This window comes from Achromobacter sp. KK8, from assembly GCF_054188005.1.
This window is the reverse complement of sequence record NZ_CM135178.1, coordinates 4,028,697-4,052,353: the sequence shown is the minus strand read 5'-3', so window position 1 is coordinate 4,052,353 and position 23,657 is coordinate 4,028,697. Positions and strand designations below refer to the sequence as shown.

Here is a 23,657-nt window from a genome sequence, read left to right as displayed (position 1 = left end):
CGTTGCGCCGGGCGCGGCCATTGCCGGCCGCACCCGCGCGGCGGACCTTACTGGCCCATCGCCGGATCGGTGACCGAGGCCTTGCCCGTCTCCACCCGGCCGGCAAAGCGGCGGATGTAGGCCGGGTCCTCGTTCAGGCGCGCCGTGAAGTCGTACCAGTTGCCGCTGGCCTTGAGCGACCACGACTGCTCGACCTGGCTGCCCGCCGGCACCGTGATCGTCCACTTCTCATTGTTGGTGTAGTAGGCGTTCGGCGTGATGACGAAGGTGCAGGGCCTGGCGCCGCTATTGATGAAGCTGGTGTAGACGTCGCCGTTGGCGATGTCGTAGCAGACACGGATTTCCGCGCCCAGCCCTTCGGTGCGGGCCAGCGCCAGGTCGCCGGCGAAATGGCGCAGGTAGCCGTTCGGACCCATCACCCACAGGTCGTACTTGCCGCCGTCGGCGGCCACGTCCCAGCTGCCTTCCAGCTGCTTGTTGGGCTCGACCGCGTAGCGGCGCGGCAGGCGGTCCAGGTGCAGGCGGTCGTATACGTGGAACACGCCGGCGGCGCTGCCGGTGTTGGCGAACACCAGCCACATGGCGCTGCTGCCGGGCTGGGCGCGGCCGCTGGTGTGCATCTCGTAGGGCAAGGCGCGCGACGGACGCACGCCGGTTTCCTGCCTGGGCTTGGCCTGGGTGGTGGTGTCGGGCAGCGGCACCTGGGCCAGCGCCTGCTGGTCGGCGCGGGCCTGGTCCGCCGTGGCCTTGGTCCACATGGTCAGGTCGGGCAACTGCTCGCTGTTGGGCGTGACGAAGTTGAAGGCCGAGGTCAGGTCGCCCAGCACCGCGCGGCGGTAATCGCTGATGTTGGTTTCCTTGACGCCGAAGCGCGCTTCCAGGAAACGCAGCACCGACGTGTGGTCGAAGGCCTGCGAATTGACCCAGCCGCCGCGGCTCCAGGGCGAGACGACGTACATCGGCACGCGCGGACCGGGGCCGTAGACGCGCTTGTCGGCCGCATCCTGCAGCGACGGCTTGATGTGGCGCTCCAGGTCGGTGTTGATGGTGGATGCGCCCGCCATCGAACCGTCCGGGTTGAGCGACGGCGCGGCCGGCGACGGCACGTGGTCGAAGAAGCCGTCGTTCTCGTCGAAGTTGATCAGCAGCACGGTCTTGCTCCAGACGTCCGGATTGGCCGTCAGGGCGTTGAGCGTTTCCTGGATGTACCAGGCGCCCTGCACCGGGCTCGACGGGCCGGGGTGCTCGGAATAGTTGGCCGGCGCCACGATCCAGGACACCTGCGGCAACGAGCCGTTCAGCACGTCGTCGCGGAACGACTGCAGCAGGCCGTTGTCGCCGGCCATGGTGTTGGCCACGCCCTTGTACAGCGGATTGCCGCTGTCGGCCGCGGGCGTCCAGGCGGGCGGATTGGGGTTGCTGGCGGTCGGGTCGTTGCCGGACAGCTCATAGGCCTTGCGGAACTGGCGGAAGCCCGCCAGCGGGTTGTCGGTGAAGTTGTCGGGCAGGTTCTGGTAGACCTTCCAGCTGACGCCGTTCTCCTGCAGCTTCTCGGGGTAGGTCTTCCAGGTCCAGCCGATGGTCGAGGCGCCCAGGCCGTCCCACTGGTTGCGGGTCGAAGGGCCGTTGCCCTGCGCCAGCGGATCGTTGGTGCCGGTCCAGTGGAACAGGCGGTTGGTGTTGGTGCCGCCGTGCGAGGAGCAGTGGTAGGCGTCGCACAGCGTGAAGGCCTCGGCCAGCGCGAACTGGAACGGCAGCTCCTGGCGGGTGTAGTAGCCCATCGACTGGTTCTGCTTATAGCGCGGCCATTGGTACAGGCGGCCGCCGTCCCAGGCGTTCTGCGCATCCGGGTAGTCGTGCGGCGTGCCGGACACGCGCTGGGCGTTGCCCTTGGTGCTGTCCAGGTGGTACGGCAGCACCACGCGGGTGCCGTTGGTCTGTTCCCAGACCGAGCGGTTCTGCGGCAGCGGCACGGTGATGCGGTCGCCGAAACCGCGCACGCCCTTGAACGTGCCGAAGTACATGTCGAACGAGCGGTTTTCCTGCATCAGGATGACCACGTGCTCGACGTCGTTGATGGTGCCGGTGCGGTTGTTGGCGGGGATGGCCAGCGCGCGGCGGATGGCGGGCGGGAACATCGACAAGGCGGTCAGGCCGGCGGTCGAGGCGGCGGCGTTGCGCAGGAAGCGGCGCTTGCCGGCGTGGATCGGGTCTTTGGCGGACGTCACGGATACTATTCCTTGGATTCTGGAGAAGGCGCGGCGTCAGGGCGCGCAACGCAACTGAGGCTTGGCCGGCTGGGTCGGCGTTTCGGGCTGGTTGCCGGGGTTGCCGGCATCGTCGTCGTCATCCTTGTCGCCGCCGCAGGCGGTCAGGACGGCGGCCACCATCAGGGCGGCGCCCATGCGCAGGCAGGCGCGCAGGATCGGGTTGGCGGTATTCATGGGGTGTCTATCCTCGGACATCAGGGAATCAATTCGGAAACGGACTTGCCGGACATGGCCAGCGACTTGACCTCGGCTTCGGTCAGGGCGCGCGACCAGAAGGCCAGGTCGTCGAAATACATGGTGTAGGGCCCCTTGGTGCCGGCGCAGCACACGCCGTAGGTGCCTTTGCCGTCTTCGTTCAGTCCCAGGTGCGGACCGAACAGGCCGGCGATCTGGGCGAAGTTGACGGTGCCGGTGGAGATCGAGCGGCTGAACCAGCCCATTTCGGTGTCGTAGACGTAGGCGGCCATGGTCTTGGCGGTCTTGTTGACGACCATCGCCACGTAGACCGGCTTGTTGGCCGTGAACTTGACGCCGTTGATGTCCACGCGGCTGCCGCCGGCCAGGTTGAAGCGCAGCTCGGGGCCGGCCCACTGGGCGATGGTGATGCCCGGGTTGGCGCCGGAGTTGTAGTCCTTGTTGCCCAGGATGGAGCGGTCGTTGGCGGTGCCGTCGGACTGGTACCAAAAGCCGATGGTGAACGCCTGGACGCTGTCGAGCAGGCCCGCCGGGTAGTCCAGCTTGAAGGCGCCGATGGGATCGCCGCCGCGCTCGTTGCGGAACATCTTGCCGAACACGCCCTTGTCGGCGAACGCCGGCGCCTGCACGCCGTCATAGGGCGTGATCACGCCGCCGCCGGCGGCCTTGTCGGTCAGGTTGCCTTCGAACGGGAACAGCATCGTCAGGCCGGAACTCAGCGACGGCAGCAGCGGCACCGGCGCGGTGTAGACCACCGTGGCGCGCACCGCCGTGACGGCGCCGCCCACCGCGATGGCGTAGTTCAGCTCGTGCACGCCTTCGGTGGTGAAGGTGAAGCCGGTGTCGACGTAGTCCGTGGCGGTGCCCGGCAGGCGCGCGATTTCCTTGGCGTCGCGCGTGATCACGATCTCGCCGGTGGGCGTGCCCACGCGGCTCCAGCTGAGCGACACGCTCTTGTTGTCCATCGAGGTGCGGCTGGCGCCGCGGCGCAGCGCCACCGCTTCGAACAGCGAGGTGCCGGCCATGTCGTACTGGCCCGGGGCCGGCAGCGCGCCCAGGTGCGCCAGCAGCGTCGGCGCCGCGTCGGCCGCGCTCGGCAGGCCGTACCACGCGGTGTCCCAGACGCCGTCGACCGCGGCATCGTCGGCGCTGCCGCCGAGCAACGGCGCGCGGTTCAGCGCCAGCAACGTGGTCTTGTTCAGCGACAGCGGCAGGCCGTCACTGCCGCCGGTGCGATCCAGGCCGTGGCTGGAAGCCACCACCACCAGCCAGTTCTCATCCGGATGGGCGGCGCGGCGGTCCGCGACCTGCTTGAGCAAGGCGCCGATGGCGCTGTCGGCCTGCCGCAGGGTGGCGCGATAGCCCTCGCCGAAACCGGCGCTGGCGGCCGCGCGCTCGGCGGCGCCGAACTGCGCCACCACCACGTCATAGCCTTCGGTGATGCGGTCGCGCGCCTGGCTGGCGACGCAATCGTCGACGCCGGCACAATCGGTCAGGCTTTGCAGGTAGCCGGCATCGCGATCGCCGCCCACCAGGCCCGCCAGCAGCGACGAATTGAAGGCCGCCGCGGCGCGCGTGGCCGGCCTGGCGGCCTTGATGCGCTGGAACAGCGTGGCCGACTTGGGCGCCTGGCCCGGCGCGTTGCTGCGCACGCCGTGCTGGTCGGCCCATTGGCCGGTCAGCAGCGTGGCCCAGCCCGGCGCCAGCAGCGTCGGTTGCTGCGTCACGCCGCCAATGACCCCGCCGGTCCAGGAACGGGTCGCCGTCAACTGGGCCAGGTTGGGCAGGGACTTGTCCGTCATGCCCTGGCGGTAGGCATCGTAAGTGATGCCATCCATGCCGATGAACAGCACCTTGGCGTTCGCGCCGCTGCCCGGTTGCACGGTCGGCGGCGCCGCCGTGTCGTCGTCCTTGTCGTCGTCGCCGCCACAGCCGGCCAGCGCGCCCAGGGCCGCCAGCGCGGCGCACCAGCGCTTCCACTTCAATAACTGCATGCTCTTTCCCTTTCGAAACCCGCTTTGTGGGTGGCCCACATAGTGGCGACGCAAGGTGAAAGACCCATGAAGCGAAGAAAGGAATCGTTGATCGATGGATCAGGTTTTTTTTCTGCAGCGCTACAGACCGCAACAGGAAGGTGCCTGCCTGCGCCTGGCCGAAGCGCCCGATGCGGCGCGCCATCGCGCGGTTGTCATGATCGGCTGCTAGAGTCGGGCGCATTCCCGCCGTACCGCCATCGCCCGACCATGCCCCTGTCTTTGCGCCCGTCCCTGCCCGCCGCCCCCGCCGCGTTCCGTGTCCTTGCCATCCTGGCACTGGCCGCCGGCCTGGGGGTGTGGGGCGCGATACTGTTGGCGCCCGCGCCGGCCGCCCTGCCCGCCGCGGTCTCGGCGCCCGCCCCGCGCGCCGCCGACAACACGCCGGTGGCGCTGTGGTTCGGCCGCGATGAAGCGCTGCGCACGCAGATCAGCGTGCTGGGCGTGATCGCGGCCGGCCCCGACGGCGCCGCGGTCTTCAGCGTCGACGGGGGTCCGCCGCTGGCCTGGCGCGTCGGCGACGAGGTCGCGCCCGGCATCGTGCTCAAGGACATCGGCGCCGACGCCGTCACCGTCGAGCAAGGCGGCCGCGCCAGCCGCCTGGCCACGCCGGCCTCGCCCGCGCCCGATGGCGGCATCGCGCGCGCCGCGCCGTGAGCCGCGCGCCTCATATTGCTGTCATATTTCATGTCCACAATCGCACGCTTCTCACTGAAATACCGGAGTCGTGAAGTGCGCCAGTCATCGCGTGGGCTCGCCCGCCAGCAGGGTTTCACCCTGATCGAGATCATGGTGGTCATCGTGATCATGGGGATTCTTGCCGCCCTGATCGTGCCGCGCGTGCTCGATCGCCCCGACCAGGCGCGCCAGGTCGCCGCGCGCCAGGACATCGGCGGCATCATGCAGGCGCTCAAGCTGTATCGACTGGACAACGGCCGCTATCCGACCACCGCGCAAGGCCTGCGCGCGCTGGTGGAAAAGCCCGAAGGCGCCTCCAACTGGCGCGGCTACCTGGACAAGCTGCCCAACGACCCCTGGGGCCACCCCTACCAATACCTGAGCCCCGGCGTCAAAGGCGAAATCGACGTGTTCTCGTTCGGCGCCGACAACAAGCCCGGGGGAGAAGGCGGCGATGCCGACATCGGTTCGTGGGAACTCTGAGCGCGGTTTCACGCTAGTCGAAGTCATGGTGGTGCTGGTGATCGTCGCCATCGCCGCCAGCATGGTCAGCCTGTCCGTCGGCAAGGGCGCCGATCCGTTGCGCGACGATGCCCAGCGGCTGCTCGACGCCTTCACCGTGGCCGAAGGCGAGGCCCGCAGCGACGGCCGCGCCCTGCGCTGGTCGCCGGCCAGCGGCGGCTGGTCGTTCGAACGCGCCGGCCGCTCCGATGCGCCGACCGCGCAGGACGACAGGCCCCTGCCCATGGACCGGCTGGAACACGACGCGGCCCTGCGCCCGCAGTCCTGGCGCGCCGGCCAGGTGCAGTGGCGCCTGGATCCCGACCGCCCGCTGGTCTTCAACACCGAATGGGTCGCCGATCCATTCAGCCTGCGGCTGCGCGCGGGCGACTCGCATGTGACGCTGACGCGCGACGCCGCCGGACACTATGACATCCGCTGAATTGCCGCCCCTTCCCGCGCGCCGGCGCGGCCGCCAACGCGGCTTCACCCTGATCGAAGTGCTGGTGGCGCTGGCCATCATCGCCGTGGCGATGGGCGCCGCCCTGCGCGCAACCGGCGTCATGGCGGCCAACAACCGCGCCTTGCAGGACAAGACCCTGGCGCTGCTGGCGGCGCAGAATGCGCTGACCCAGCTGCGCCTGGAACAGACGCTGCCGCGGGCCGGCTCCCAGACCGTGGCCTGCCCGCAGGGCGGCCTGGCGCTGCAATGCGAACTGGTGTTCACCAACTCGCTGAACCGCAGCTTCCGCCAGGTCTCCGTCAAAGTGCGCGACGGCGCCAACGGCGCATCCCTGCTACAGCTGGACGGCCTCCTGTCGAGCCTGCGATGACACCTCGCCGCGTTGCCTCCCACGCCCAGGCCGGCTTCACCCTGATCGAAGTGCTGGTGGCGCTGGCGCTGATGGCGCTGGTCAGCCTGATGGCCTGGCGCGGCCTGGACAGCGTCTCCAGCGCGCGCGACTGGATCGCGCGGCAGGCCGACGACACCGATGCCATCGTCCGCGCGCTCGGCCAGATGGGGCGTGACGTGGAGATGGCCTACAACGGCCCCTCGTTCGCCGCCCCCGGCATCGACGCGCGGGTATTCACGTCCGGCGTGCGCCTGCTGCGCGGCGCGGCCGGCACGCAGATCCTTGAAATCCTGCGCCCCGACCCGGACGGCGACGGCCGCTGGCAACGGGTACAGTGGTCGGTGCGCCAGGACGGCCTGTGGCGCGCCAGCGGCGTGCCGGCCGAACAGGGGCCCCTGCCGCCGGTCAACGAGGGCGTGCTGCTGCTGTCCGGCGTGCGCGCGCTGACGCTGCGCGGCTGGGTAACAGGCACGGGCTGGTTGGACACGCGCGCGCCCTTCCCCGCCACGCCGGCCGGCATCGAGATCACCCTCGAGCGCGGCCCGGCCGGCGACCTGCGGCGCTACAGCCGCATCCTGGAGCTGCCATGAGGCCGTCCCTGCCGCGCGAACGCGGCGCCGCGGTGGTCAGCGTGCTGATCATCGTCGCCATCGTCGCCGCCTTGACCACCAGCCTGTTCCAGCGCCAGACCGCCAGCACCCGGCGCATCGAGAACGAAATGGCGCGCGTCCAGGCGCGCATGCTGCTGGCCGGCGGCATCGACTGGGCGCGCCTGGTGATACGCGACCATGGCCGGCGCGAATCCACCACCCGCGGCGACCAGATCTGGGCCACGCCGGTGCTGGACACCCGTATCGAGCGCCCGGGCGACGATCGCGTGGCGGTGTTCTCCGGCAAGGTGGAGGATGAACAGGGCAAGTACAACCTCGGCAACCTGGCCAGCCACGGCGCGCCCCAGCCCGAGCAGGAAAAGGTGCTGCGGCGCCTGCTGGGCGTGATGGGCCTGCCCGATACGCTCGCCGGCCGCATCATCGACATCATCGCCGCCAGCCAGCCGCCGGCGCCAACCGCCGGCGCGCCCACGCCGGCCCAGGGCGGCCAGACGCCGGACGCGCGCGCGCCGCAACCGCGCGGCATCGACGACGTCGCCGCCCTGCTGGGCCTCGAGCCGGCAGTGCGCGGCGAACTGCGACGCACCATGACGGTGCTGCCGGTCGCCACCAGCGTCAACGTCAATACGGCGCCGCCCGAAGTCATCGCCGCGCTGGTGCCGGGCCTGTCGCTCAGCCAGGCGCGCGCCCTGGCTGGCGAACGGGACCGCGGCAACTGGTTCAACAACAGCGGCGATTTCGCCAACCGGCTCGCCGCCACCGGCGTCAAGACGCCGGCGCCCGCGGTCGCCACCGCCAGCGGCTGGTTCCTGGCCAGCGGCGCCGTGGTCTACGAACGGGCCCGGGTATCGATGCAGGCCTTGATACGCAGCGCCCCGCCCACTGCGCCCGACACCATCTGGACGAGAGAGAACCCTTGAAAAATTCCTTGCGCATCGCGCTGGCCCCGCTCGCCGAACTCGGTCCCGGCTCGCCGCTGCCCTACGCCTGGTTCGACCGCCGCGGGCGCTGCGCGCGCCAGGGCGAATTGACGCTGCAGGCCCTGGGGCAGGCCTACCCCCAGGCCGCCTGTGAAGCCGTGCTGCATCCGAGCGACGTGATCGCCACCACGGTGCAACTTCCCGCCGTCGCCAAGGCGCGCTTGAATGCCGCCGTGCTCGGCGCGCTCGAACCGCTGGTGTTGAGCGACCTGGACGACCTGGCGATCGGCCACGGCCCGCGCGGCGCCGATGGCAATGTGGCAGTGGCCTGGGCCCCGCGCGAGCCCGTGCGCCGGGCCTGGAGCCTGCTGCACGCGCAGGGGCTGCGCGCCCACGCCCTGGTCGCGCCCCAGGCGCTGGCGCCACACGAGGCCACGCCACTGCGCGACCCCGCGGACCCGCGCTGGCTGGCGCCGTCGCCATCCTGGTCGCTGGCCATGCCGCAACTGGCGCCTGCGCGCGTATCGCGCTGGCGCCCTGCCTGGCGCTGGAGCGCGATCGCCGCGGCGGTGTGGATCGGCGGACTGAACCTGCATGCGGCGCAATTGCGCGGCGAGGCCCAGGCCTTGCGCGACGGAATGCGCCGGCAAGTGCTGGCGGCCTTTCCCGAAGTGCCGGTGGTGCTCGACCCCGCCCGGCAGGCGCAACAGGGACTCGAGGCGCTGCAAAGCCGCCGCGGCGGCGCCCATGCCGGCGATTTCCTGCCGCTGGCGCGGGCCGCCGCCAAGACCCTGCCGTTTGCCGCCGACAACGTGGCGCAACTGGGCTACGCCGACCAGGCGCTGACGCTGCAATTGGCCGACAGCGGCGCCCAGGCGCAGCGCGTGGCCGAAACGCCCGCCTTGGTCAAGCAGGCGGCCGCCCAGGGCCTGAAGCTCGAGCGCGGCGACACCGACAACACCTGGCGCATCACGCGCACGCAACCATGAAGCCCATCGAACGCCTGAGCGCCGGCTGGCGCGCCGCCGTCCTTCCCCTGGCCCCCGCCGCCCGGCGCGCGCGCCAACGCTACCAGGCATTGGCCCCGCGCGAGCGGCTGCTGGTCAATGGCGCCGCCGCCCTGCTGGGCGCGGCCCTGGTGTTCACGGTGCTGATCGAACCGGCGCTGGATTCGGTGCGCAAGCTGCGCGACGAACTGCCGCGCCTGCGCGGCCAGGCCGCCATGGTGGCCGACCTGACCACGCAGGCCGCGACGCTGCGCGGCAAACGCACGGGCCCGGCCGCGACCCTGCCGACCGCGGCGGATATCGGCGCCAGCCTGGATCGCGCCGGGTTGCCGGCCGACCATTGGAAAGTAGCGCAGCCCGGTCCGGGCGACAGCATCACCGTGGCCGTGACCGAGATCCCGTCGTCGGCGCTGCTGCGGTGGCTGGAAAACACCGCCGGCGACTGGGGCCTGATGGTCAAGACGGTAGCCCTGACCCGCGCCACCAATGCCAACGGCCGTCCTTTGCCCGGCCTGGTGAACGGCAGCGTGACACTGGCCTTGCCCGGCCCGCAGGCGCGTTCCTGATGCGCCTGCCCCGCCTGCCCAAGCGCGCCGGCCTGGCGCTGGCCTGCGCCGCCAGCGCCCTGGTTTTCGGTGGCGCCGTACTGCCGGCCCGCTGGCTGCTGGCCCTGCAGCCGGACGATGCCCCGCTGGTCCTGGCGGATGCCGCCGGCACCCTCTGGAACGGCGCCGCCTGGATCGCGCTGGGTCCGCCCGGCGCGCGCCGCATGCTGCCGCAACCGCTGCATTGGCAATGGCGCTGGTCGTCGCTGACGCTGGAGCTGTCGCATCCGTGGCTGCAGGGGCCGCTACGCGCCGGCCTGGGCTGGGACGGCGTGGCCGTGTCGGCGCAATCGCTGCGGCTGCCGGCCACGGTGTTGCCGGCATTGGGCGCGCCCTGGAATACGCTGGCGCCCGAGGGCACGCTGGAAATCAGCTGGCAGGCATTGCGCCTGGGCGCCGCCCTGCCGCAAGCGCCCCTGGCCGAGTTGCGCTGGCGCGATGCGGCCACCGCCCTGTCGCCGGTGGCGCCCGTGGGCACCTATGTGCTGCGGGTGCGCGGCGACGGCCGCGCCGGCGCCACGCTGGCGCTCAGCACCGACAGCGGCCCGCTGGCGGTCACCGGCCAGGGCAGCCTCAACGCCCGTGGCGTGCGCTTCCAGGGCCAGGCCACCTTTGCCGCCGGCGCCACCGAGGCCGAACGCGGCGCGCTCGACGGCCTCATGTCCGCGCTGGGGCGGCGCAGCGACGACACGGTGGTCTTCGGCACCGGCAAATAGCACCGGCATAGCCCCGGGCGCCGGCCGCCGCGTTGCGCGCCGGCCACGTCGCGCCCAATACCGGACCGACTCACGTGCCGTCGCGCGCTCCCGCCACGGCCCTCGCGCAGTCGGCGCCACGCCCACCTGCCGGCAGGCAGCCGGCCCGCGCGGCCATCCCGCGGCCACACCCTAATCTCGGACCGGCTCGCGATTGACGCAAAAATTCATAAAACATAACGTTTTGAATTGTTTTTACCTTCGCCGTGTTGCGTCGCTTGCGCCATGCCATATTCCCCCGCGTCTCCCGCCGACATCCGCTGCACCCCTCTTTCGCCCGGCGCCGCGGCGCGCGGTCTCGCAACGGCCGGTTCCTGTATCAACTGACGCGCCATGGCCCGGGCTCGTCGCCCGTGGCGCCTGGCGCGTCGCTCCTGGAACCTGCCCATCAGATGCCCTGCGCCATGCCTTCCGTCTTTGCCCCCCGTACGCCGCTGCGCCTCGCCGTGCTGGCGGCGTCCCTGACCACCGCCTGGACCGCCCAGGCGCAGAATGTTGGAACCGCTGGCGTCCCTGCCCCCACACTGGCCCCGATCACCGTCATTGACCGCTCCAACCAGGGCTCGATGCGCCCCGGCGCATTGCGCGACGAACTGGTCAAGACCGAATCCATCAGCGAACGCGCCATCGCCAAGGCAGGCGCCACCAACGTCAACGAAGCGCTCGACAAGAATCCCGGCATCGCCGTCCAGGTCGAATGCTCGATCTGCAACGTACGCAACATCCTGCTCAACAACCTGCCGGGCCGCTACACCACGCTGATGATCGACGGCGTGCCGATCTTCTCCTCGGTGTCCTCGGCCTACGGACTGGACAGTGTCAGCGTCTATGGCGTCGAACGCATCGACGTGGCGCGCGGCGCCGGCGCCAGCCTGATCGCGCCCGAGGCGCTGTCCGGCTCGGTCAACATCGTCACCAAGCGCCCCACCGAGGCCGAGAACCGCGCCCGCGCGCAGATCGGCAGCTACGGCTCGCGCCAGGGCGACGCCTACCTGGCGCGGCCATTCGAAGGCGGCGCCATCACCGCCACGCTCAACTACAACAAACACGATTCCGTCGACGCCGACCACAACGGCATCTCCGAATACACCGGCTACGACCGCCGGCTGGGCGGCATCGGCTTCTTCCTGGACGACGCCGGCGGCTTCAAGGTGCGCGGCCGGCTCGACGTGGTCAACGAAAAACGCGGCGGCGGCGCGCTCGGCACGGACTACTCCGCCATCAAGCACAGCACCACGGGCAATCCCTTCGACTGGCGCGGCGGCGTGCACGGCTCGCCCGACCGCGACGGCTGGGTCAATCCGGCGGACGGCAGCGTCATGGCCTACGACGACGGCCGCGGCGGCATGTCCGAGATCATCTTCACCGACCGCGTGCAGTTCATCTCCACCGGCGAAAAGCGCTTTGGCGACAGCCTGCTGCGGCTGGCGGTGGGCGCGGCCGAGCACAAGCAGGACAGCTTCTACGAGCTGGCCACCTACATCGCCCGCCAGAAGCAGTACTACGCCGAGGCCAGCTGGCAGACGCCCATCGCGGGCTGGTTGACCACCCTGGGCACCAACTTCCGCTACGAAGATTTGAGAAGCCACGGCAGCATGGAAGACGGCACGCCGGTACGCGGCGTCGACGACTACACCTACCGGACCCCGGCGCTGTTCCTGCAAGCCTATCGTTCCCTGTTCGATGACGCGCTTGAAATCAATGGCTCGGTGCGCTACGACCGCCACAACGTCTTCGGCGGCATCACCTCGCCGCGCCTGAACGCCCTATGGCACCACACCGAGCGGCTCTCCAGCCGCTTCAGCGTCGGCAAGGGGTTCCGCGCGCCCACCAGCTTCTTCGAGCAGGAACATGGCATCCTCAACACGATCCGCATCGATCGCCAGATCAGCAAGCCCGAGGAATCGCTCAACGCCAGCTATGCGCTGAACTACGCCGACGACCGGCTGGCCGTGACCGGGTCGTACAACTACAACCACATCAAGAATTTCGCGACGCTCGATCCCGACCAGACCGACGCCGACGGCAAGCCGATCACGGTGTTCGGCAGCGCCAGGCAGCCCGTCATCGTACAGGGTGTCGACGTGACGCTGTCCTACCTGGTCACGCCGGCGCTGACGGTCATGGCCGCCGCCGAGGGCTTCAACTACAGATTCCCCGCAGGCACGCTGATCTTCGCCCGTCCCAACGCCAAGGCCTATCTTGGCCTGGACTACGACCGCGGCGATCTCGACCTGAACGCCAAGCTGGTCTGGACTGGCCCGATGAACCTGCGCAAGTTCCACGACGACGGCTCGGGCCAGCAGGATCGCTACAACCTCGACGGCACGCCCAAGCGGGACAAGAGCCCGGGCTTCTTCACCCTGGATGTGCGCGGCGAGTACGCCATCAACAAGCATTTCACGGTCTACGCCGGGGTCGACAACGTGTTCGACTACAAGCAGTCGGACAAGGAAAGCCCGCTTTTCGTCAATGGCGACGGCGGCTTCGACGTGACCCAGCTGTGGGGGCCGAGCCGCGGGCGCTACCTGTACGCCGGCACCAAGCTGAGCTTCTGATGCGTCGATTGCTGCTGTGGCCATGCCTGGCGCTATGCGCCCCGCCCATCCTGGCGGGCGCCCAGCCGGCCGGCCGCCCGCAGGCGGGCCTGGCCTGGGACTTCTCGCTGCCGGCGCTGGACGGCGGCCGCTTCGTGCGGCTGTCGGACCAGCAAGGCCCGGTCCTGGTGAATTTCTGGAGCCGCGACTGCCCGCCCTGCGTCACCGAGTTGCCGCGCCTGCAAGCATTCGCCGACGCCCATCCCACGTGGACGGTGTTGCTGGTCAGCACCGATACCCCGGCCGCCGCCACCGAATTCGTCCGCGCCCATGCGATCACGCTGCCGGTGCTACGCCCCGGCGGCAATGTCGCGGCCCTGATGCGCAGCGCCGGCAACCGCGTCGGCGCCCTACCCTTCACCGTGGCGACCCGGGCGGCCCGCGTCTGCGACGGACAGTTGGGCGCGCTGTCAGCCACAGACCTGCGGCGCATCGCCGGCGCCTGCGCGGACGCGCAGGCGCCGGCCAAAGCGACGCCCTGAGCGCGCGCGATCACGCTCCGCCGCGCGCGGCTACGCGTCGCGGGTCACGCGCAGGATTTCCTCGGGCGAAGTCTCGCCGCTTTCCACCCAGCGCGCGCCGTCCTCGCGCATGCTGAGCATGCCGGCGGCGCTGGCGGCGCGGCGCAGTTCGCGCTCGTCGCTGCCTTCGTGGATCAAGCGGCGCGCCTCGTCGTCGACCGTGAACAATTCGTGGATGCCGGAACGACCCGCGTAGCCGGTGTGATTGCAGGCCTCGCAGCCCACCGGCTGGAACACCCGCGCGCCATCCTGCGTCGCCGGCTTCTTGCAGGCGGGGCACAGCTTGCGCACCAGCCGCTGCGCCAGCACGCCGAGCAGCGAGGACGACAGCAGGAACGGCTCCACCCCCATGTCGGTCAGGCGCGTCACCGCCGACACCGCGTCATTGGTATGCAGCGTGGCCAGCACCAGGTGGCCGGTGAGCGAGGCCTGCACCGCGATCTGCGCGGTTTCGAGGTCGCGGATTTCACCGATCATGATGACGTCCGGGTCCTGCCGCAGGATCGCGCGCAGCGCCAGCGCGAAACTCATGTCGATCTTGGCGTTGACCTGCGTCTGGCTGATGCCAGCCAGGTCGTACTCGATGGGATCCTCGACGGTCAGGATATTGGTGGTGGCGGCGTCCAGCCGGCTCAACGCCGCATACAGCGTGGTGGTCTTGCCGCTGCCGGTGGGTCCGGTCACCAGCACGATGCCGTGCGGCTGGCGGATCAGGCGATCGAGCTGGCGCAGCACGCCCGGCGCCATGCCCAGCTTTTCCAGCTGCAGCCGGCCGGCCTCCTTGTCCAGCAGGCGCAGCACCGCCCGTTCGCCGTGGCCGGTCGGCAGGGTCGACACGCGCACGTCGATCGGACGGCCGCCCACCCGCAACGCGATGCGGCCATCCTGCGGCAGGCGCTTTTCGGCGATGTCCAGGTGCGCCATGATCTTGATGCGCGAAATCAACGCCGCATGCAGCGCCTTGCGCGGCGACACCACGTCGCGCAGCGTGCCGTCGACGCGGTAGCGCACCACCGAATGGGTCTCGAACGGTTCGATGTGGATATCGCTGGCGCCATCGCGCGCGGCCTGGGCGAACAGCGCGTTGATCATGCGGATCACCGGCGCGTCGTCCTGCGCGTCCAGCAGGTCGGCCACCTCCGGCATGTCCTGCAGCAGGCGGTCCAGGTCGATCTCGTTTTCGGCCACGCCCATCACCGAGGCGGCGTCCTCGGCGTGGCTGTAGGCCGCCGCCAGCAATGTCTCAAGCGCCTCGTCGTCCACCTGCGCCACGGCGATGTCGCCGTGGCAGCGCCGGATCTCGCGCACCGCCCATTCCGGCGTGCGCGGGCTCACGGTCAGTTGCGCATGGCCGGCGCGCAGCGACAGCACCGCCCGCTGCGCCCGCGCCCACGCGTACGGCAAGGGATGCGCGCTCATAGGTGCGACACCAGCTCGCCCTTGAAGCCCAGCTCGCGCAGCAGCGCGGTGGCCGTGGAGATGGTGCCGGGGTCCTTGGACACCTGGCTGCGCACCACATAGCCCATGCCGCCTGGACCGGTCTGCACATAGGCCTGCAGGCCGCTGGCCTGGACCCGCTGGGCAATGCGATCGGCTTCGCCGCGGGTCTTGACCGAGGCGAACTGCAGGGTCGCGCTGGTGGTGTCGGCTTCGCCGTAGAGCGAGGCGGGATCGCGCGCCACGCTCACGCCCAGCGGCAGGTTGGCGCGGATCGGCAGCGACGGATCGCTGGTCTGGGGCGCCGCCGGATACTGGCGCACCGCGAACGACTCGACCGTGGTGGGCGGCGGCCGCCGCATCGTTTCGGCCAGTTGCTCGGGCCGCATGTCATAGACGTTGTTGGACACCGACGGCGCCGAGCCCGGCGGCGGCAGCATCGGCGCCTGCATGTTGGGCAGCAGCCAATGATTGCCCGGCTGCGCGCCGCCCTGGGCGCGGCGCATGTAGTCGTAGCGGTCCATCGTCACGCTGGCGCTCTGGCGCGCGTCGCGCACCACGTAGGGACGCAGGAACACCATCAGGTTGGTCTTGGTGCGCTTGCGGCTGTCGTACTTGAACAGCGAACCCAGCACCGGAATCGAGCTCAGGCCCGGCACGTTGTTGGAGGTCAGCGTCACGTTGTCTTCGAGCAGGCCGCCCAGCACGATGATCTGGCCGTCATCGATCAGCACGCTGGTATCGATGGCGCGCTTGTTGGTGACGATGCCCGTGGTGGCCGACGAACGGCTCTCGTCGATGCTGCTGACTTCCTGGTAGATGTCGAGCTTGACCGCGCCGCCCTCGGAGATCTGCGGCCGGATGTTCAGCTTCAGGCCGACGTCCTCGCGCTGGATGGTCTGGAACGGGTTGTTGTTGTTGCCGCCGTTGGTGACGTACTGGCCGGTCACGAACGGCACCGTCTTGCCCACCAGGATGCTGGCGGACTGGTTGTCCAGCGTCAGCAGGTTCGGCGTGGACAGGATGTTGGCCTCGCCGGTGTTCTGCATCGCGCGCGCCAGCACCCCCAGGTTGATGACCTTGTTGCCCAGCACGTCCACCGTGCCCTTGACCACGCCCAGGCTCAGGCCGCTGCCGAGCGCGTCGATCGAGGTGGGGCCGGTGCCCGTCAGGCCGCTGCCGCCCAGGTTGGTGCCGCCGATGAAGCTGGTGCCGCCACTGTTGATGTTGCCGGCGCCGGTCATCCACTGGATGCCGAATTCGGCCGCCGCCTGCTCGCTGACCTCGACGATCAGGCTTTCCACCAGCACCTGCGCGCGGCGCTGGTCGAGCTGGTCGATCACTTCGCGCAGGCTGCGGTACAGCGGCTCCGGCGCGGCAATGATCAGCGAGTTGGTGGCCGGATCGGCCTGGATGGTGGCGCCGCCCGCGGAATACGACACCGCCTGGTTGCCGGAATCGTCGCGCGCGATGCGCTCCTGGTCGCCCGACAGGCCGCCCTTGGCGTTGCCGGACGCATTCGTCGAGCTGGACATGCCCAGGCCGGTGCCGGTATTGCCGCCGGAACCCTGGGGCGACCGGTTGCCGCCGGCCTGGCCGGGACCGCCGCCAGCGCCGCCCGAGGGATTGGCTCCCGGCGCCGAATTGGCCTGGCCAGCCAGCAAGCCGCCCAAGACTTCGGCGATGCGGGTGGCCTGCGCGTTGCGCATGTAGACCACGTGCAGGTTGCCCGCGCGGTTCTGCTGCGCGTCCAGCTTCATGATCAGGTCCCGCGCCAGCCGGGTGCGCGCCGGGCTGCCCGCGCGGATCAGGACGCTGTTGCTGCGCGGGTCCGCCACCACCGCGATGCGCTGCGTCGGATCGCTGCTCTGCGTATCCAGCAGCTGCGAGGCCAGGATGGCGATGTCGGACGCGATGCCCGAACGGATCGGCACCACATCGGTGTCGATCGAACTGGGCACATCGATACGGGCGATCACCGCCGCGATGCGGTCCAGGTTGTCGGCGTAGTCGGTCACCACCAGCGTGTTGTTGCCCGGATACGCATTGATCGGGTTGTTGGGCGGCACCATCGGGCGCAGCACCGGCACCAGGTTGGCCGCGTTCTCGTACTTCAGCGGGAATACGCGCGTCAGCATCTCGCCGCTGTTGCCCGATGCGCCACGCGCGAACGCCGCCACCGGCACCGGCCCCTTGGCCGCGCCGGCCGGGGTGGCCGCCGGGCGCGGATCGCCCACCACCGCGCTGCCCTGCAGCTTGGCATCGGCCTCCGGCACCACCCGCGTCACGCCGTCCACCTCGACGATCGCAAAGCCCTGCAGCCGCAGCGCGCCGGTAAGCATCGACAGCGCCTGGCCGCTATCGACCGGCCGGTCGGACACCAGCGTGAGCTTGCCCTTCACGCGCGGATCCACCAGGAAATTGCGCTTGGTGAACAACGACAGCGCACGCAGCACGGCGGGGATGTCCGTGTCGACGAAGTTCAGGCTGACGCGATTGTCCGCCTGTTGAGCATGGGCCTGGTTGGCCGCGGGTCCGAGTTGGCTTGCCGCGAGCAAAACCGCTAGGCTGAGTTGCGCGATATGACGCATGACGGGATGTGCCTGAGACGTGAAGTCGTGTGAAAAAACGTGAAAGCGCGTCGGAGTATACGGGGTGACACTGCAACACTACGGTCATAATCCAAAGGCAAGGTGACGGGCTGCAAAGCCTTGATTTACGGGCCTTTGCGCCGATCGGCGCGGAGCCCGAACCACCTCCCACCATGCCATCCTTTCGTTACGAAGCGACTGACGCGCTCGGCAAAATCGTGCACGGCACGATCGACGCCGACAGCGAGCGCGGCGCCCGCAACCAGCTGCGCGGCCGCGGCCTGCTGCCCCTGTCGACCTCTCCCGCCGCGCGCGCCGAAGGCCTGGGCGCCGCCCTGCGCACGCGCCTGTCCGACGCCGACCTGGCCTGGCTCACGCGCCAGCTCGCCAGCCTGCTCGCCGCCCGCCTGCCGCTGGACGCCGCGCTCGGCGCCACGCTCGAACAGGCCGAGAAGAAACACATCGCCGCCACGCTCGAAGGCGTGCGCGACGATGTGCGCGCCGGCCATCGCCTGTCCACCGCGCTGGCCTCGCGTCCGCGCGACTTCCCCGAGATCTACCGCGCCCTGATCGGCGCCGGCGAGGAATCCGGCGACCTGGCGCAGGTCATGGAAAAACTGGCCGACTACATCGAGGAACGCAATACGCTGCGCAGCAAAGTCATGACGGCGTTCATCTACCCCGCCGTGGTCGCCTGCGTCTCCGTCATCATCGTGGTCTTCCTGCTGGGCTACGTGGTGCCGCAGGTGGTGTCCGCCTTCAACCACGCCAAGCAGCAGCTGCCGCTGCTGACCCGCATCATGCTGGCGCTGTCCGACTACGTGCGCGAATGGGGCCTGGCCACCGGCGCCGTCATCGCGCTGGCCATCGTGCTGTGGCGTTACTCCCTGCGCGTGCCCGCCGCCCGCCGCGCCTGGCACGCCCGCGTCCTGCGCCTGCCCCTGGCCGGCCGCTTCGTGCTCGGCGTCAACGCCGCCCGCTTCGCCTCGACCCTGGCCATCCTCTGCGGCAGCGGCGTCGCCCTGCTCACCGCCCTCGAAGCCGCCCGCCGCACCCTCGGCAACGACGTCCTGCGCGGCGCCGTCGACGAAGCCGCGGCCCGCGTGCGCGAAGGCGCCTCGCTATCGGCCTCGCTGGCCGCGCAAAAAGCCTTCCCCTCGCTCCTCATCCACCTCATCGCCAGCGGCGAAAAGACCGGCCAGCTCCCCGAATTGCTGGACCGCGGCGCCCAGAACCTGTCCCGCGACCTCGAACGCCGCGCCATGGCCATGACCGCCCTGCTCGAACCCGCTCTCATCCTGCTGATGGGCGGCTTCGTCCTGCTGATCGTGCTGGCCGTGATGATGCCGATCCTGGAAATGAACCAGCTGATCCGCTAGACGCACAAAAGGAAAAGGCCCGCGTCCACCCGCGGGCCTCGGAGAGTCGATGACGGACGCCAACAGGGGCGGCGACCAACCGCTAAACATTCACGACGAACAACACGCAAACCATCAGGCAAAACGCGCATCAAAGACGCCGCCAGTCAAAGCCGCAGCCACTCCCCCTCTCTACCCCAGCGCGAAGCGACACCGGTCGACGCCTGCCACCGCGTATGCCCGAGGCGGCCGCCCGCGCGGCCGTCTCGGGCGGGCCCCGCAAGTCCTCCGCAGGCAGCCGCCGCAGCAGCGCTTCATTTCTCAAAGGTGCGAGCCCGGCGCGCTGGCGTGACGGGTGCGGGCGCCGTCGATGCGCCCGAGGGAATCTGAAGGCAGTCGCCGCAGGCGACAACGAAGATGACGAAGGGGCAGTCCGGAGCGAACGCTCCGGACCGCAATCGTTGGCGCCCGCACCCGTCGCGTCAGCGCGCCGGGCGGCCCAAGAACACAACACCTGCCAAAAAAACTTCGGGGAGACCATAACGATCCCCCCGACAGCCAACCCAAAACCGAATCCAGCGCAAATTCAAAGCGCCTCTTCGTCGCTCTCCCCCGTCCGAATCCGGATGGCCTGTTCCACCGGCGTCACGAAGATCTTGCCATCCCCGATCTTGCCGGTACGGGCCGCCTTCACCACCGCCTCGATCGCTGCCTCGACCTGGTCATCCGGCAGCACCACCTCGACGCGGATCTTCGGCAGGAAATCCACCACGTATTCCGCCCCGCGGTAAAGCTCGGTATGCCCCTTCTGGCGCCCGAACCCCTTCACTTCGGTCACGGTCAGCCCGCTGACGCCGACCTCGGCCAGCGCTTCGCGGACTTCGTCGAGCTTGAAGGGTTTGATGATGGCGGTGACTTGTTTCACGTTGGTCGTCCTGATTGTTCGATCTGTTGCGGCGCCCCGGGGTACATATCGGACCAGGGCACGATGATTGAGAGAATACCACCGGCGCCCGGCCCGCCAAGCCCGGCGCCTGGCCTGCCGGGAAAACCCGCAGACCGGTCAGGCCGGCGGCGTCTGGTCGGGAATCCGGTCGGCGTCGCGCATCCACACCACCGACTCGGAATCGCTCGGCGCGCGCCAGTCGCCACGCGGCGACAGCGACCCGCCCGAGCCCACCTTGGGCGCGTTCGGCACGCAAGTGCGCTTGAACTGGCTGAGACGGAAGAACCGGTCCAGGAAGATCTTCAGGTTGCGCTTGATGGCCGCCAGGTCGTACTGGTTGCGCGCCACGTGGCCGCCTTCCGGCCAGGCGCCGGCATCGCGGTCGCGCCAGGCCGCCAGCGCCAGGAACGCCACCTTGGTCGGCGCGAAACCGTAGCGCAGCGTGTAGTACAGGTTGAAATCCTGCAGCTCGTAGGGCCCGATCGTGTCTTCGCTCTTCTGGGTCGGCTTGCCGTCGTCGCCGCCCGGCACCAGTTCGGGGCTGACATCCGTGCCCAGCACGTCCAGCAGCACCGCCGCGCCCGCCTCGCCCAGGCGGCCGGATTCGGCCACCCAGCGCACCAGGTGCGTGATCAGTGTCTTGGGCACGCTGGCGTTGACGCTGTAATGCGACATGTGGTCGCCCACGCCATAGGTGCACCAGCCCAGCGCCAGCTCGCTCAGGTCGCCCGTGCCGATGACGATGGCGTTGTTGAAATTGGCGATGCGGAACAGGTGGTTGGTGCGCTCGCCGGCCTGCACATTCTCGAACGTGATGTCGTACACCGGCTGGCCGTCGGCATAGGGATGGCCGAGGTCCTTGAGCATCTGCAGGCAGCTGGGGCGGATGTCGACCTCGGAGGCCGTGCAGCCCACCACCGCCATCAGCTGGCGCGCCTGCTGCAGGGTGCGCGTGCTGGTGGCAAAACCCGGCATGGTCACGGCCAGGATGTTGGCGCGCGGCAGCCCCAGCGTGTCCATGGCCTGGGCGCAGACCAGCAGCGCGTGGGTCGAATCCAGCCCACCCGAGATGCCGATGACCACCTTGGACATGCCGCTGGCCGAGAGCCTCTGCGCCAGCGCCTGCACCTGGATGTTGTAGACCTCCTTGCAGCGCTCGTCGCGGCGCCGGGGGTCGGCCGGCACGTACGGAAAGCGCGGCACGCGCCGCTCCAGCGGCAGCTCGGCGTCCTCCAGCGGCGCCGCGACCGGCACCAGCACCTGGCGGAACTTGCGCACTTCATCGCGGTGGCGCCGCGCCGACTGGCCGAAGGTGGTCTGGTGCATGCGCTCGCGCGACAGGCGCTCCAGGTCGACGTCGGCAAACAGCAGGTGCGACTCGTTCAGAAAGCGCTCGGACTCGCCCAGCAGCTCGCCGTTTTCGTAGATCAGCGCCTGGCCGTCCCAGGCCAGGTCGGTGGACGACTCGCCGCGGCCAGCCGAGGTGTACATGTAGGCCGCCAGGCAGCGCGCCGACTGCTGCGCCACCAACTGGTGGCGGTAGGCCGACTTGCCGACCACGATGTTCGAGGCCGACAGGTTCACCAGCACCGTGGCGCCGGCCAGCGCCGCGAACGAGGACGGCGGAATCGGCACCCAGACGTCTTCGCAGATCTCGACGTGGAACTGGAACAGCGGCAGCTTTTCCATCTGGAACAGCAGCTCGGGGCCGAACGGCACCGTCTGGTCCAGCAGGCGGATCTCGGTGGCGACGGCGCAATCGGCCGCGCTGAACTGGCGCGCTTCGTAGAATTCGCTGTAGTTGGGCAGGAAACTCTTGGGCACCACGCCCAGGATGCGGCCGCCGGCAATGACCACGGCGCAGTTGTACAGCTGGTGCGCCACCCGCAGCGGCGCGCCGACGATGACGGCGATATCCAGCTCGGCCGTGGCCCGCGCCACCTGGTCCAGCGCCGCCTCGCAGGCGTCCAGGAGGGCCTTCTGGTGGAACAGGTCGTCGCAGGTATAGGCCGACAGGCCCAGTTCGGGGAACGCCACCAGCACGGCGCCGCCCTGGGCCGCCTGCTGCGCCAGCGCGATGGTCTGCGCGGCGTTGAAGGCCGGGTCCGCGACCTTGCACTCGGGCACGCCCACGGCGACCCGGGCGAAGCCATGGGAATACAGGTTGAAGAACGGGTTCGACATCGGATCCATCGCCTGGGGCGCCTTGATACGGAACTGCACGAAACGGGCCTGCTGCAGGCCCTGGGAATCCTACCGGGCGATTATCTCACGGCGTCATGCGCCGGACGGCGGCGCCAAGCGCTCAGGATCGCCGCGGTGATGCGCGCCTTCGGCAGCCATCGCGGCCTGGACGGCGCCCTCGCGCAGGTAGCTGCCCATGGCGCCGATGTCCGCGCCAGACGGCTGCTGGTACAGCCGCAGGCCCAGTTCCGGCAGGATCGCCAGCAGATGATCGAAGATGTCGCCCTGGATGCGCTCGTACTCGACCCAGGCGGTGACGGCGGTGAAGCAATAGACCTCGACCGGGATGCCGTCGGCGGTGGGTTCCATCATGCGCACCATCATCGCCATGTCCTGGCGCACCTCGGGGTTCTGCTTCAGGTAGGCCAGGCCGTAGGCGCGGAAGGTGCCGATGTTGGTCAGGCGGCGGCGGTTGGCCGGCACGCTGGCCAGCTCGCCCATGGTCTGGTTGGCCTGGGCGATGTCCTGCGTCTTGACCCGCAGGTAGTCGTGCAGCAGCCGGAAGCGCATCAGCCGCTGGGCCTCGTCGTCGGTCAGAAAGCGCACGCTGCTGGCGTCGATGCGCAGGGTGCGCTTGATGCGCCGGCCGCCCGACTCGAACATGTGGCGGTAGTTGCGGTAGCTTTCCGAGAACAGCTTGTAGGTCGGCACGGTGGTGACGGTGTTGTCCCAGTTCTGCACCTTGACCGTATGCAGGGCGATGTCCTTGACGAAGCCGTCGGCGTTGGACTGCGGCATCTCGATCCAGTCGCCGATGCGCAGCATGTCGTTGCTGGTGAGCTGCGTGCTGGCCACCAGCGACAGCAGCGTGTCCTTGAACACCAGCAGCAGCACCGCCGACAGCGCGCCCAGGCCGGAGATCATCCACAGCGGCGAGCGGTCGATCAGGATCGACAGCACCAACACGGTGCACACCGCCATCAGGATCAGCTTGCTGATCTGGATATAGCCCTTGATCGAGCGCGTCTGCGCCCGGGTGGTGGCCGAATAGGTGTCCTGCCAGGCGCTCAGCACCCCGGAAAACGCCACGAACACGCAGATCCAGGCGCCGGCGTGGGCCAGCCGCCCGACCAGCGTGACGGCCTTCTCGACGTGCGGCACCAGGTCGATGCCCACCGACACTACCGCGAACGGCACCGCGTACCACAGGTTCTGGTAGGCGCGGCGGCGCTGCAGGGCCTTGTCCCAGTCTTCGTGGCCGCTGACCACCAGCAGCCGGTGCGCCAGCAGCAGCACCACCCGCGCGACCACCCACTGGACGAACAACGCCGTCAGGATCAGCACGCCGATGCCGACCAGCGTTTGCGCCCACGGCTGGTGCGGCATATAGGTATCGAGTTCGGTGGCCAGCTGTTCCCATTCCATGGGCATAGGTCGTGTGCTCTCTTCTAACAACGTGGGGACGTTTTCATCTTGAGGCGGCTCGGCGATGAAAAAACGCCGTAGACCGCCGGATATGACCCTGAATTATCCGACAACTCGCGCCGCCGCGAGTTTCCAGCCGCAACAGCGGGGCGTCCCTGCCTCGCACCGG

20 protein-coding genes are annotated in these 23,657 nt (G+C 69.5%); 12 read left to right on the top strand and 8 right to left on the bottom strand.

From position 1 onward, the window contains the following. Window positions 1-47 precede the first annotated feature (47 nt). From ACVN9Z_RS18790 to ACVN9Z_RS18780, 3 genes are read right to left on the bottom strand one after another with little or no spacing between them, the layout of a single operon-like run. The gene (locus ACVN9Z_RS18790; RefSeq protein WP_458212518.1) at window positions 48-2,228 is read right to left on the bottom strand and encodes a phosphocholine-specific phospholipase C; all 2,181 of its coding nucleotides are present in this window, start codon (window positions 2,226-2,228) and stop codon (window positions 48-50) included. Between the two features lie 36 nt (window positions 2,229-2,264). Continuing rightward, on the bottom strand, window positions 2,265-2,444 hold the full coding sequence (locus ACVN9Z_RS18785; RefSeq protein WP_020927293.1) for a hypothetical protein: 180 nt from the start codon (window positions 2,442-2,444) through the stop codon (window positions 2,265-2,267). A 20-nt stretch (window positions 2,445-2,464) separates the two neighbouring features. Then, entirely contained in the window at window positions 2,465-4,459 is a 1,995-nt protein-coding gene (locus ACVN9Z_RS18780) for an alkaline phosphatase family protein (protein ID WP_109442198.1), read from the bottom strand. A 249-nt stretch (window positions 4,460-4,708) separates the two neighbouring features. On the opposite strand from ACVN9Z_RS18780, the gene ACVN9Z_RS18775 reads away from it, so the two are divergent. The 11 genes from ACVN9Z_RS18775 (at window position 4,709) to ACVN9Z_RS18725 (ending at window position 13,508) form a co-directional block, all read left to right on the top strand. Next, the gene (locus tag ACVN9Z_RS18775) at window positions 4,709-5,155 is read left to right on the top strand and encodes a general secretion pathway protein GspC (protein ID WP_047992781.1); all 447 of its coding nucleotides are present in this window, start codon (window positions 4,709-4,711) and stop codon (window positions 5,153-5,155) included. 132 nt (window positions 5,156-5,287) lie between these two features. Then, window positions 5,288-5,659, top strand: a complete 372-nt coding sequence (gspG, locus tag ACVN9Z_RS18770) for a type II secretion system major pseudopilin GspG (protein ID WP_054418624.1) — start codon at window positions 5,288-5,290, stop codon at window positions 5,657-5,659. Next, window positions 5,631-6,119 carry a type II secretion system minor pseudopilin GspH gene (gspH, locus tag ACVN9Z_RS18765; RefSeq protein ID WP_006387454.1) on the top strand — a complete coding sequence of 163 codons (489 nt, stop codon included), beginning with the start codon at window positions 5,631-5,633 and terminating at the stop codon, window positions 6,117-6,119. The genes gspG and gspH overlap by 29 nt, the downstream gene beginning before the upstream one ends. Beyond that, the gene (gene gspI, locus ACVN9Z_RS18760) at window positions 6,106-6,510 is read left to right on the top strand and encodes a type II secretion system minor pseudopilin GspI (protein WP_047992782.1); all 405 of its coding nucleotides are present in this window, start codon (window positions 6,106-6,108) and stop codon (window positions 6,508-6,510) included. The genes gspH and gspI overlap by 14 nt, the downstream gene beginning before the upstream one ends. Next, complete coding sequence (locus ACVN9Z_RS18755; protein ID WP_006387452.1) at window positions 6,507-7,121, top strand: prepilin-type N-terminal cleavage/methylation domain-containing protein; 615 nt, start codon at window positions 6,507-6,509, stop codon at window positions 7,119-7,121. Before gspI ends, ACVN9Z_RS18755 begins: the two co-directional genes overlap by 4 nt. Beyond that, window positions 7,118-8,062, top strand: coding sequence for a type II secretion system minor pseudopilin GspK (gspK, locus tag ACVN9Z_RS18750; RefSeq protein ID WP_409142740.1), 945 nt, complete (start codon window positions 7,118-7,120; stop codon window positions 8,060-8,062). Before ACVN9Z_RS18755 ends, gspK begins: the two co-directional genes overlap by 4 nt. Further along, window positions 8,059-9,051, top strand: coding sequence for a type II secretion system protein GspL (gene gspL / locus ACVN9Z_RS18745; protein ID WP_148319437.1), 993 nt, complete (start codon window positions 8,059-8,061; stop codon window positions 9,049-9,051). The genes gspK and gspL overlap by 4 nt, the downstream gene beginning before the upstream one ends. Next, window positions 9,048-9,635 (top strand): type II secretion system protein GspM, encoded by a 588-nt coding sequence (gene gspM, locus ACVN9Z_RS18740; protein ID WP_054438933.1) that lies wholly within the window; start codon window positions 9,048-9,050, stop codon window positions 9,633-9,635. Before gspL ends, gspM begins: the two co-directional genes overlap by 4 nt. Further along, complete coding sequence (gspN, locus tag ACVN9Z_RS18735; protein ID WP_038503329.1) at window positions 9,635-10,390, top strand: type II secretion system protein N; 756 nt, start codon at window positions 9,635-9,637, stop codon at window positions 10,388-10,390. Before gspM ends, gspN begins: the two co-directional genes overlap by 1 nt. Before the next feature lie 443 nt (window positions 10,391-10,833). Then, entirely contained in the window at window positions 10,834-12,987 is a 2,154-nt protein-coding gene (locus ACVN9Z_RS18730; protein ID WP_054444276.1) for a TonB-dependent receptor plug domain-containing protein, read from the top strand. Continuing rightward, entirely contained in the window at window positions 12,987-13,508 is a 522-nt protein-coding gene (locus ACVN9Z_RS18725) for a TlpA disulfide reductase family protein (protein WP_047992786.1), read from the top strand. Before ACVN9Z_RS18730 ends, ACVN9Z_RS18725 begins: the two co-directional genes overlap by 1 nt. A 30-nt stretch (window positions 13,509-13,538) precedes the next feature. On the opposite strand, the gene gspE is transcribed toward ACVN9Z_RS18725, so the two are convergent. Further along, entirely contained in the window at window positions 13,539-14,966 is a 1,428-nt protein-coding gene (gspE, locus tag ACVN9Z_RS18720) for a type II secretion system ATPase GspE (protein WP_020927279.1), read from the bottom strand. Next, window positions 14,963-17,575: a type II secretion system secretin GspD gene (gene gspD / locus ACVN9Z_RS18715; RefSeq protein WP_054444248.1), complete on the bottom strand. Its 2,613-nt coding sequence runs from the start codon at window positions 17,573-17,575 to the stop codon at window positions 14,963-14,965. Before gspD ends, gspE begins: the two co-directional genes overlap by 4 nt. Before the next feature lie 173 nt (window positions 17,576-17,748). Between gspD and gspF the strand changes: the two genes are divergently transcribed. After that, window positions 17,749-18,954 (top strand): type II secretion system inner membrane protein GspF, encoded by a 1,206-nt coding sequence (gene gspF / locus ACVN9Z_RS18710; RefSeq protein WP_020927277.1) that lies wholly within the window; start codon window positions 17,749-17,751, stop codon window positions 18,952-18,954. A gap of 565 nt (window positions 18,955-19,519) precedes the next feature. Here gspF and ACVN9Z_RS18705 read toward each other — a convergent pair. The 3 genes from ACVN9Z_RS18705 to ACVN9Z_RS18695 form a co-directional block, all read right to left on the bottom strand. Further along, a complete protein-coding gene (locus ACVN9Z_RS18705) occupies window positions 19,520-19,858 on the bottom strand; it encodes a P-II family nitrogen regulator (protein WP_006386376.1) in 339 nt (112 codons plus the stop codon). Between the two features lie 138 nt (window positions 19,859-19,996). After that, a complete protein-coding gene (locus ACVN9Z_RS18700) occupies window positions 19,997-22,063 on the bottom strand; it encodes an NAD(+) synthase (protein ID WP_458213517.1) in 2,067 nt (688 codons plus the stop codon). Window positions 22,064-22,156: 93 nt separating this feature from the next. Further along, complete coding sequence (locus ACVN9Z_RS18695; RefSeq protein WP_054448720.1) at window positions 22,157-23,488, bottom strand: mechanosensitive ion channel family protein; 1,332 nt, start codon at window positions 23,486-23,488, stop codon at window positions 22,157-22,159. Window positions 23,489-23,657 lie beyond the last annotated feature (169 nt).

What these genes read in the sequence shown, in the direction of transcription:
- gspD (WP_054444248.1), bottom strand. Translation starts at nt 17,575, where the DNA reads ATGCGTCATATCGCGCAACTCAGCCTAGCGGTTTTGCTCGCGGCAAGC.
- gspH (WP_006387454.1), top strand. Translation starts at nt 5,631, where the DNA reads ATGCCGACATCGGTTCGTGGGAACTCTGAGCGCGGTTTCACGCTAGTC.
- gspM (WP_054438933.1), top strand. Translation starts at nt 9,048, where the DNA reads ATGAAGCCCATCGAACGCCTGAGCGCCGGCTGGCGCGCCGCCGTCCTT.
- ACVN9Z_RS18755 (WP_006387452.1), top strand. Translation starts at nt 6,507, where the DNA reads ATGACACCTCGCCGCGTTGCCTCCCACGCCCAGGCCGGCTTCACCCTG.
- gspF (WP_020927277.1), top strand. Translation starts at nt 17,749, where the DNA reads ATGCCATCCTTTCGTTACGAAGCGACTGACGCGCTCGGCAAAATCGTG.
- gspK (WP_409142740.1), top strand. Translation starts at nt 7,118, where the DNA reads ATGAGGCCGTCCCTGCCGCGCGAACGCGGCGCCGCGGTGGTCAGCGTG.
- gspN (WP_038503329.1), top strand. Translation starts at nt 9,635, where the DNA reads ATGCGCCTGCCCCGCCTGCCCAAGCGCGCCGGCCTGGCGCTGGCCTGC.
- gspE (WP_020927279.1), bottom strand. Translation starts at nt 14,966, where the DNA reads ATGAGCGCGCATCCCTTGCCGTACGCGTGGGCGCGGGCGCAGCGGGCG.
- gspI (WP_047992782.1), top strand. Translation starts at nt 6,106, where the DNA reads ATGACATCCGCTGAATTGCCGCCCCTTCCCGCGCGCCGGCGCGGCCGC.
- ACVN9Z_RS18695 (WP_054448720.1), bottom strand. Translation starts at nt 23,488, where the DNA reads ATGGAATGGGAACAGCTGGCCACCGAACTCGATACCTATATGCCGCAC.
- ACVN9Z_RS18785 (WP_020927293.1), bottom strand. Translation starts at nt 2,444, where the DNA reads ATGAATACCGCCAACCCGATCCTGCGCGCCTGCCTGCGCATGGGCGCC.
- ACVN9Z_RS18730 (WP_054444276.1), top strand. Translation starts at nt 10,834, where the DNA reads ATGCCTTCCGTCTTTGCCCCCCGTACGCCGCTGCGCCTCGCCGTGCTG.
- ACVN9Z_RS18780 (WP_109442198.1), bottom strand. Translation starts at nt 4,459, where the DNA reads ATGCAGTTATTGAAGTGGAAGCGCTGGTGCGCCGCGCTGGCGGCCCTG.
- ACVN9Z_RS18700 (WP_458213517.1), bottom strand. Translation starts at nt 22,063, where the DNA reads ATGTCGAACCCGTTCTTCAACCTGTATTCCCATGGCTTCGCCCGGGTC.
- gspG (WP_054418624.1), top strand. Translation starts at nt 5,288, where the DNA reads ATGGTGGTCATCGTGATCATGGGGATTCTTGCCGCCCTGATCGTGCCG.
- ACVN9Z_RS18775 (WP_047992781.1), top strand. Translation starts at nt 4,709, where the DNA reads ATGCCCCTGTCTTTGCGCCCGTCCCTGCCCGCCGCCCCCGCCGCGTTC.
- ACVN9Z_RS18725 (WP_047992786.1), top strand. Translation starts at nt 12,987, where the DNA reads ATGCGTCGATTGCTGCTGTGGCCATGCCTGGCGCTATGCGCCCCGCCC.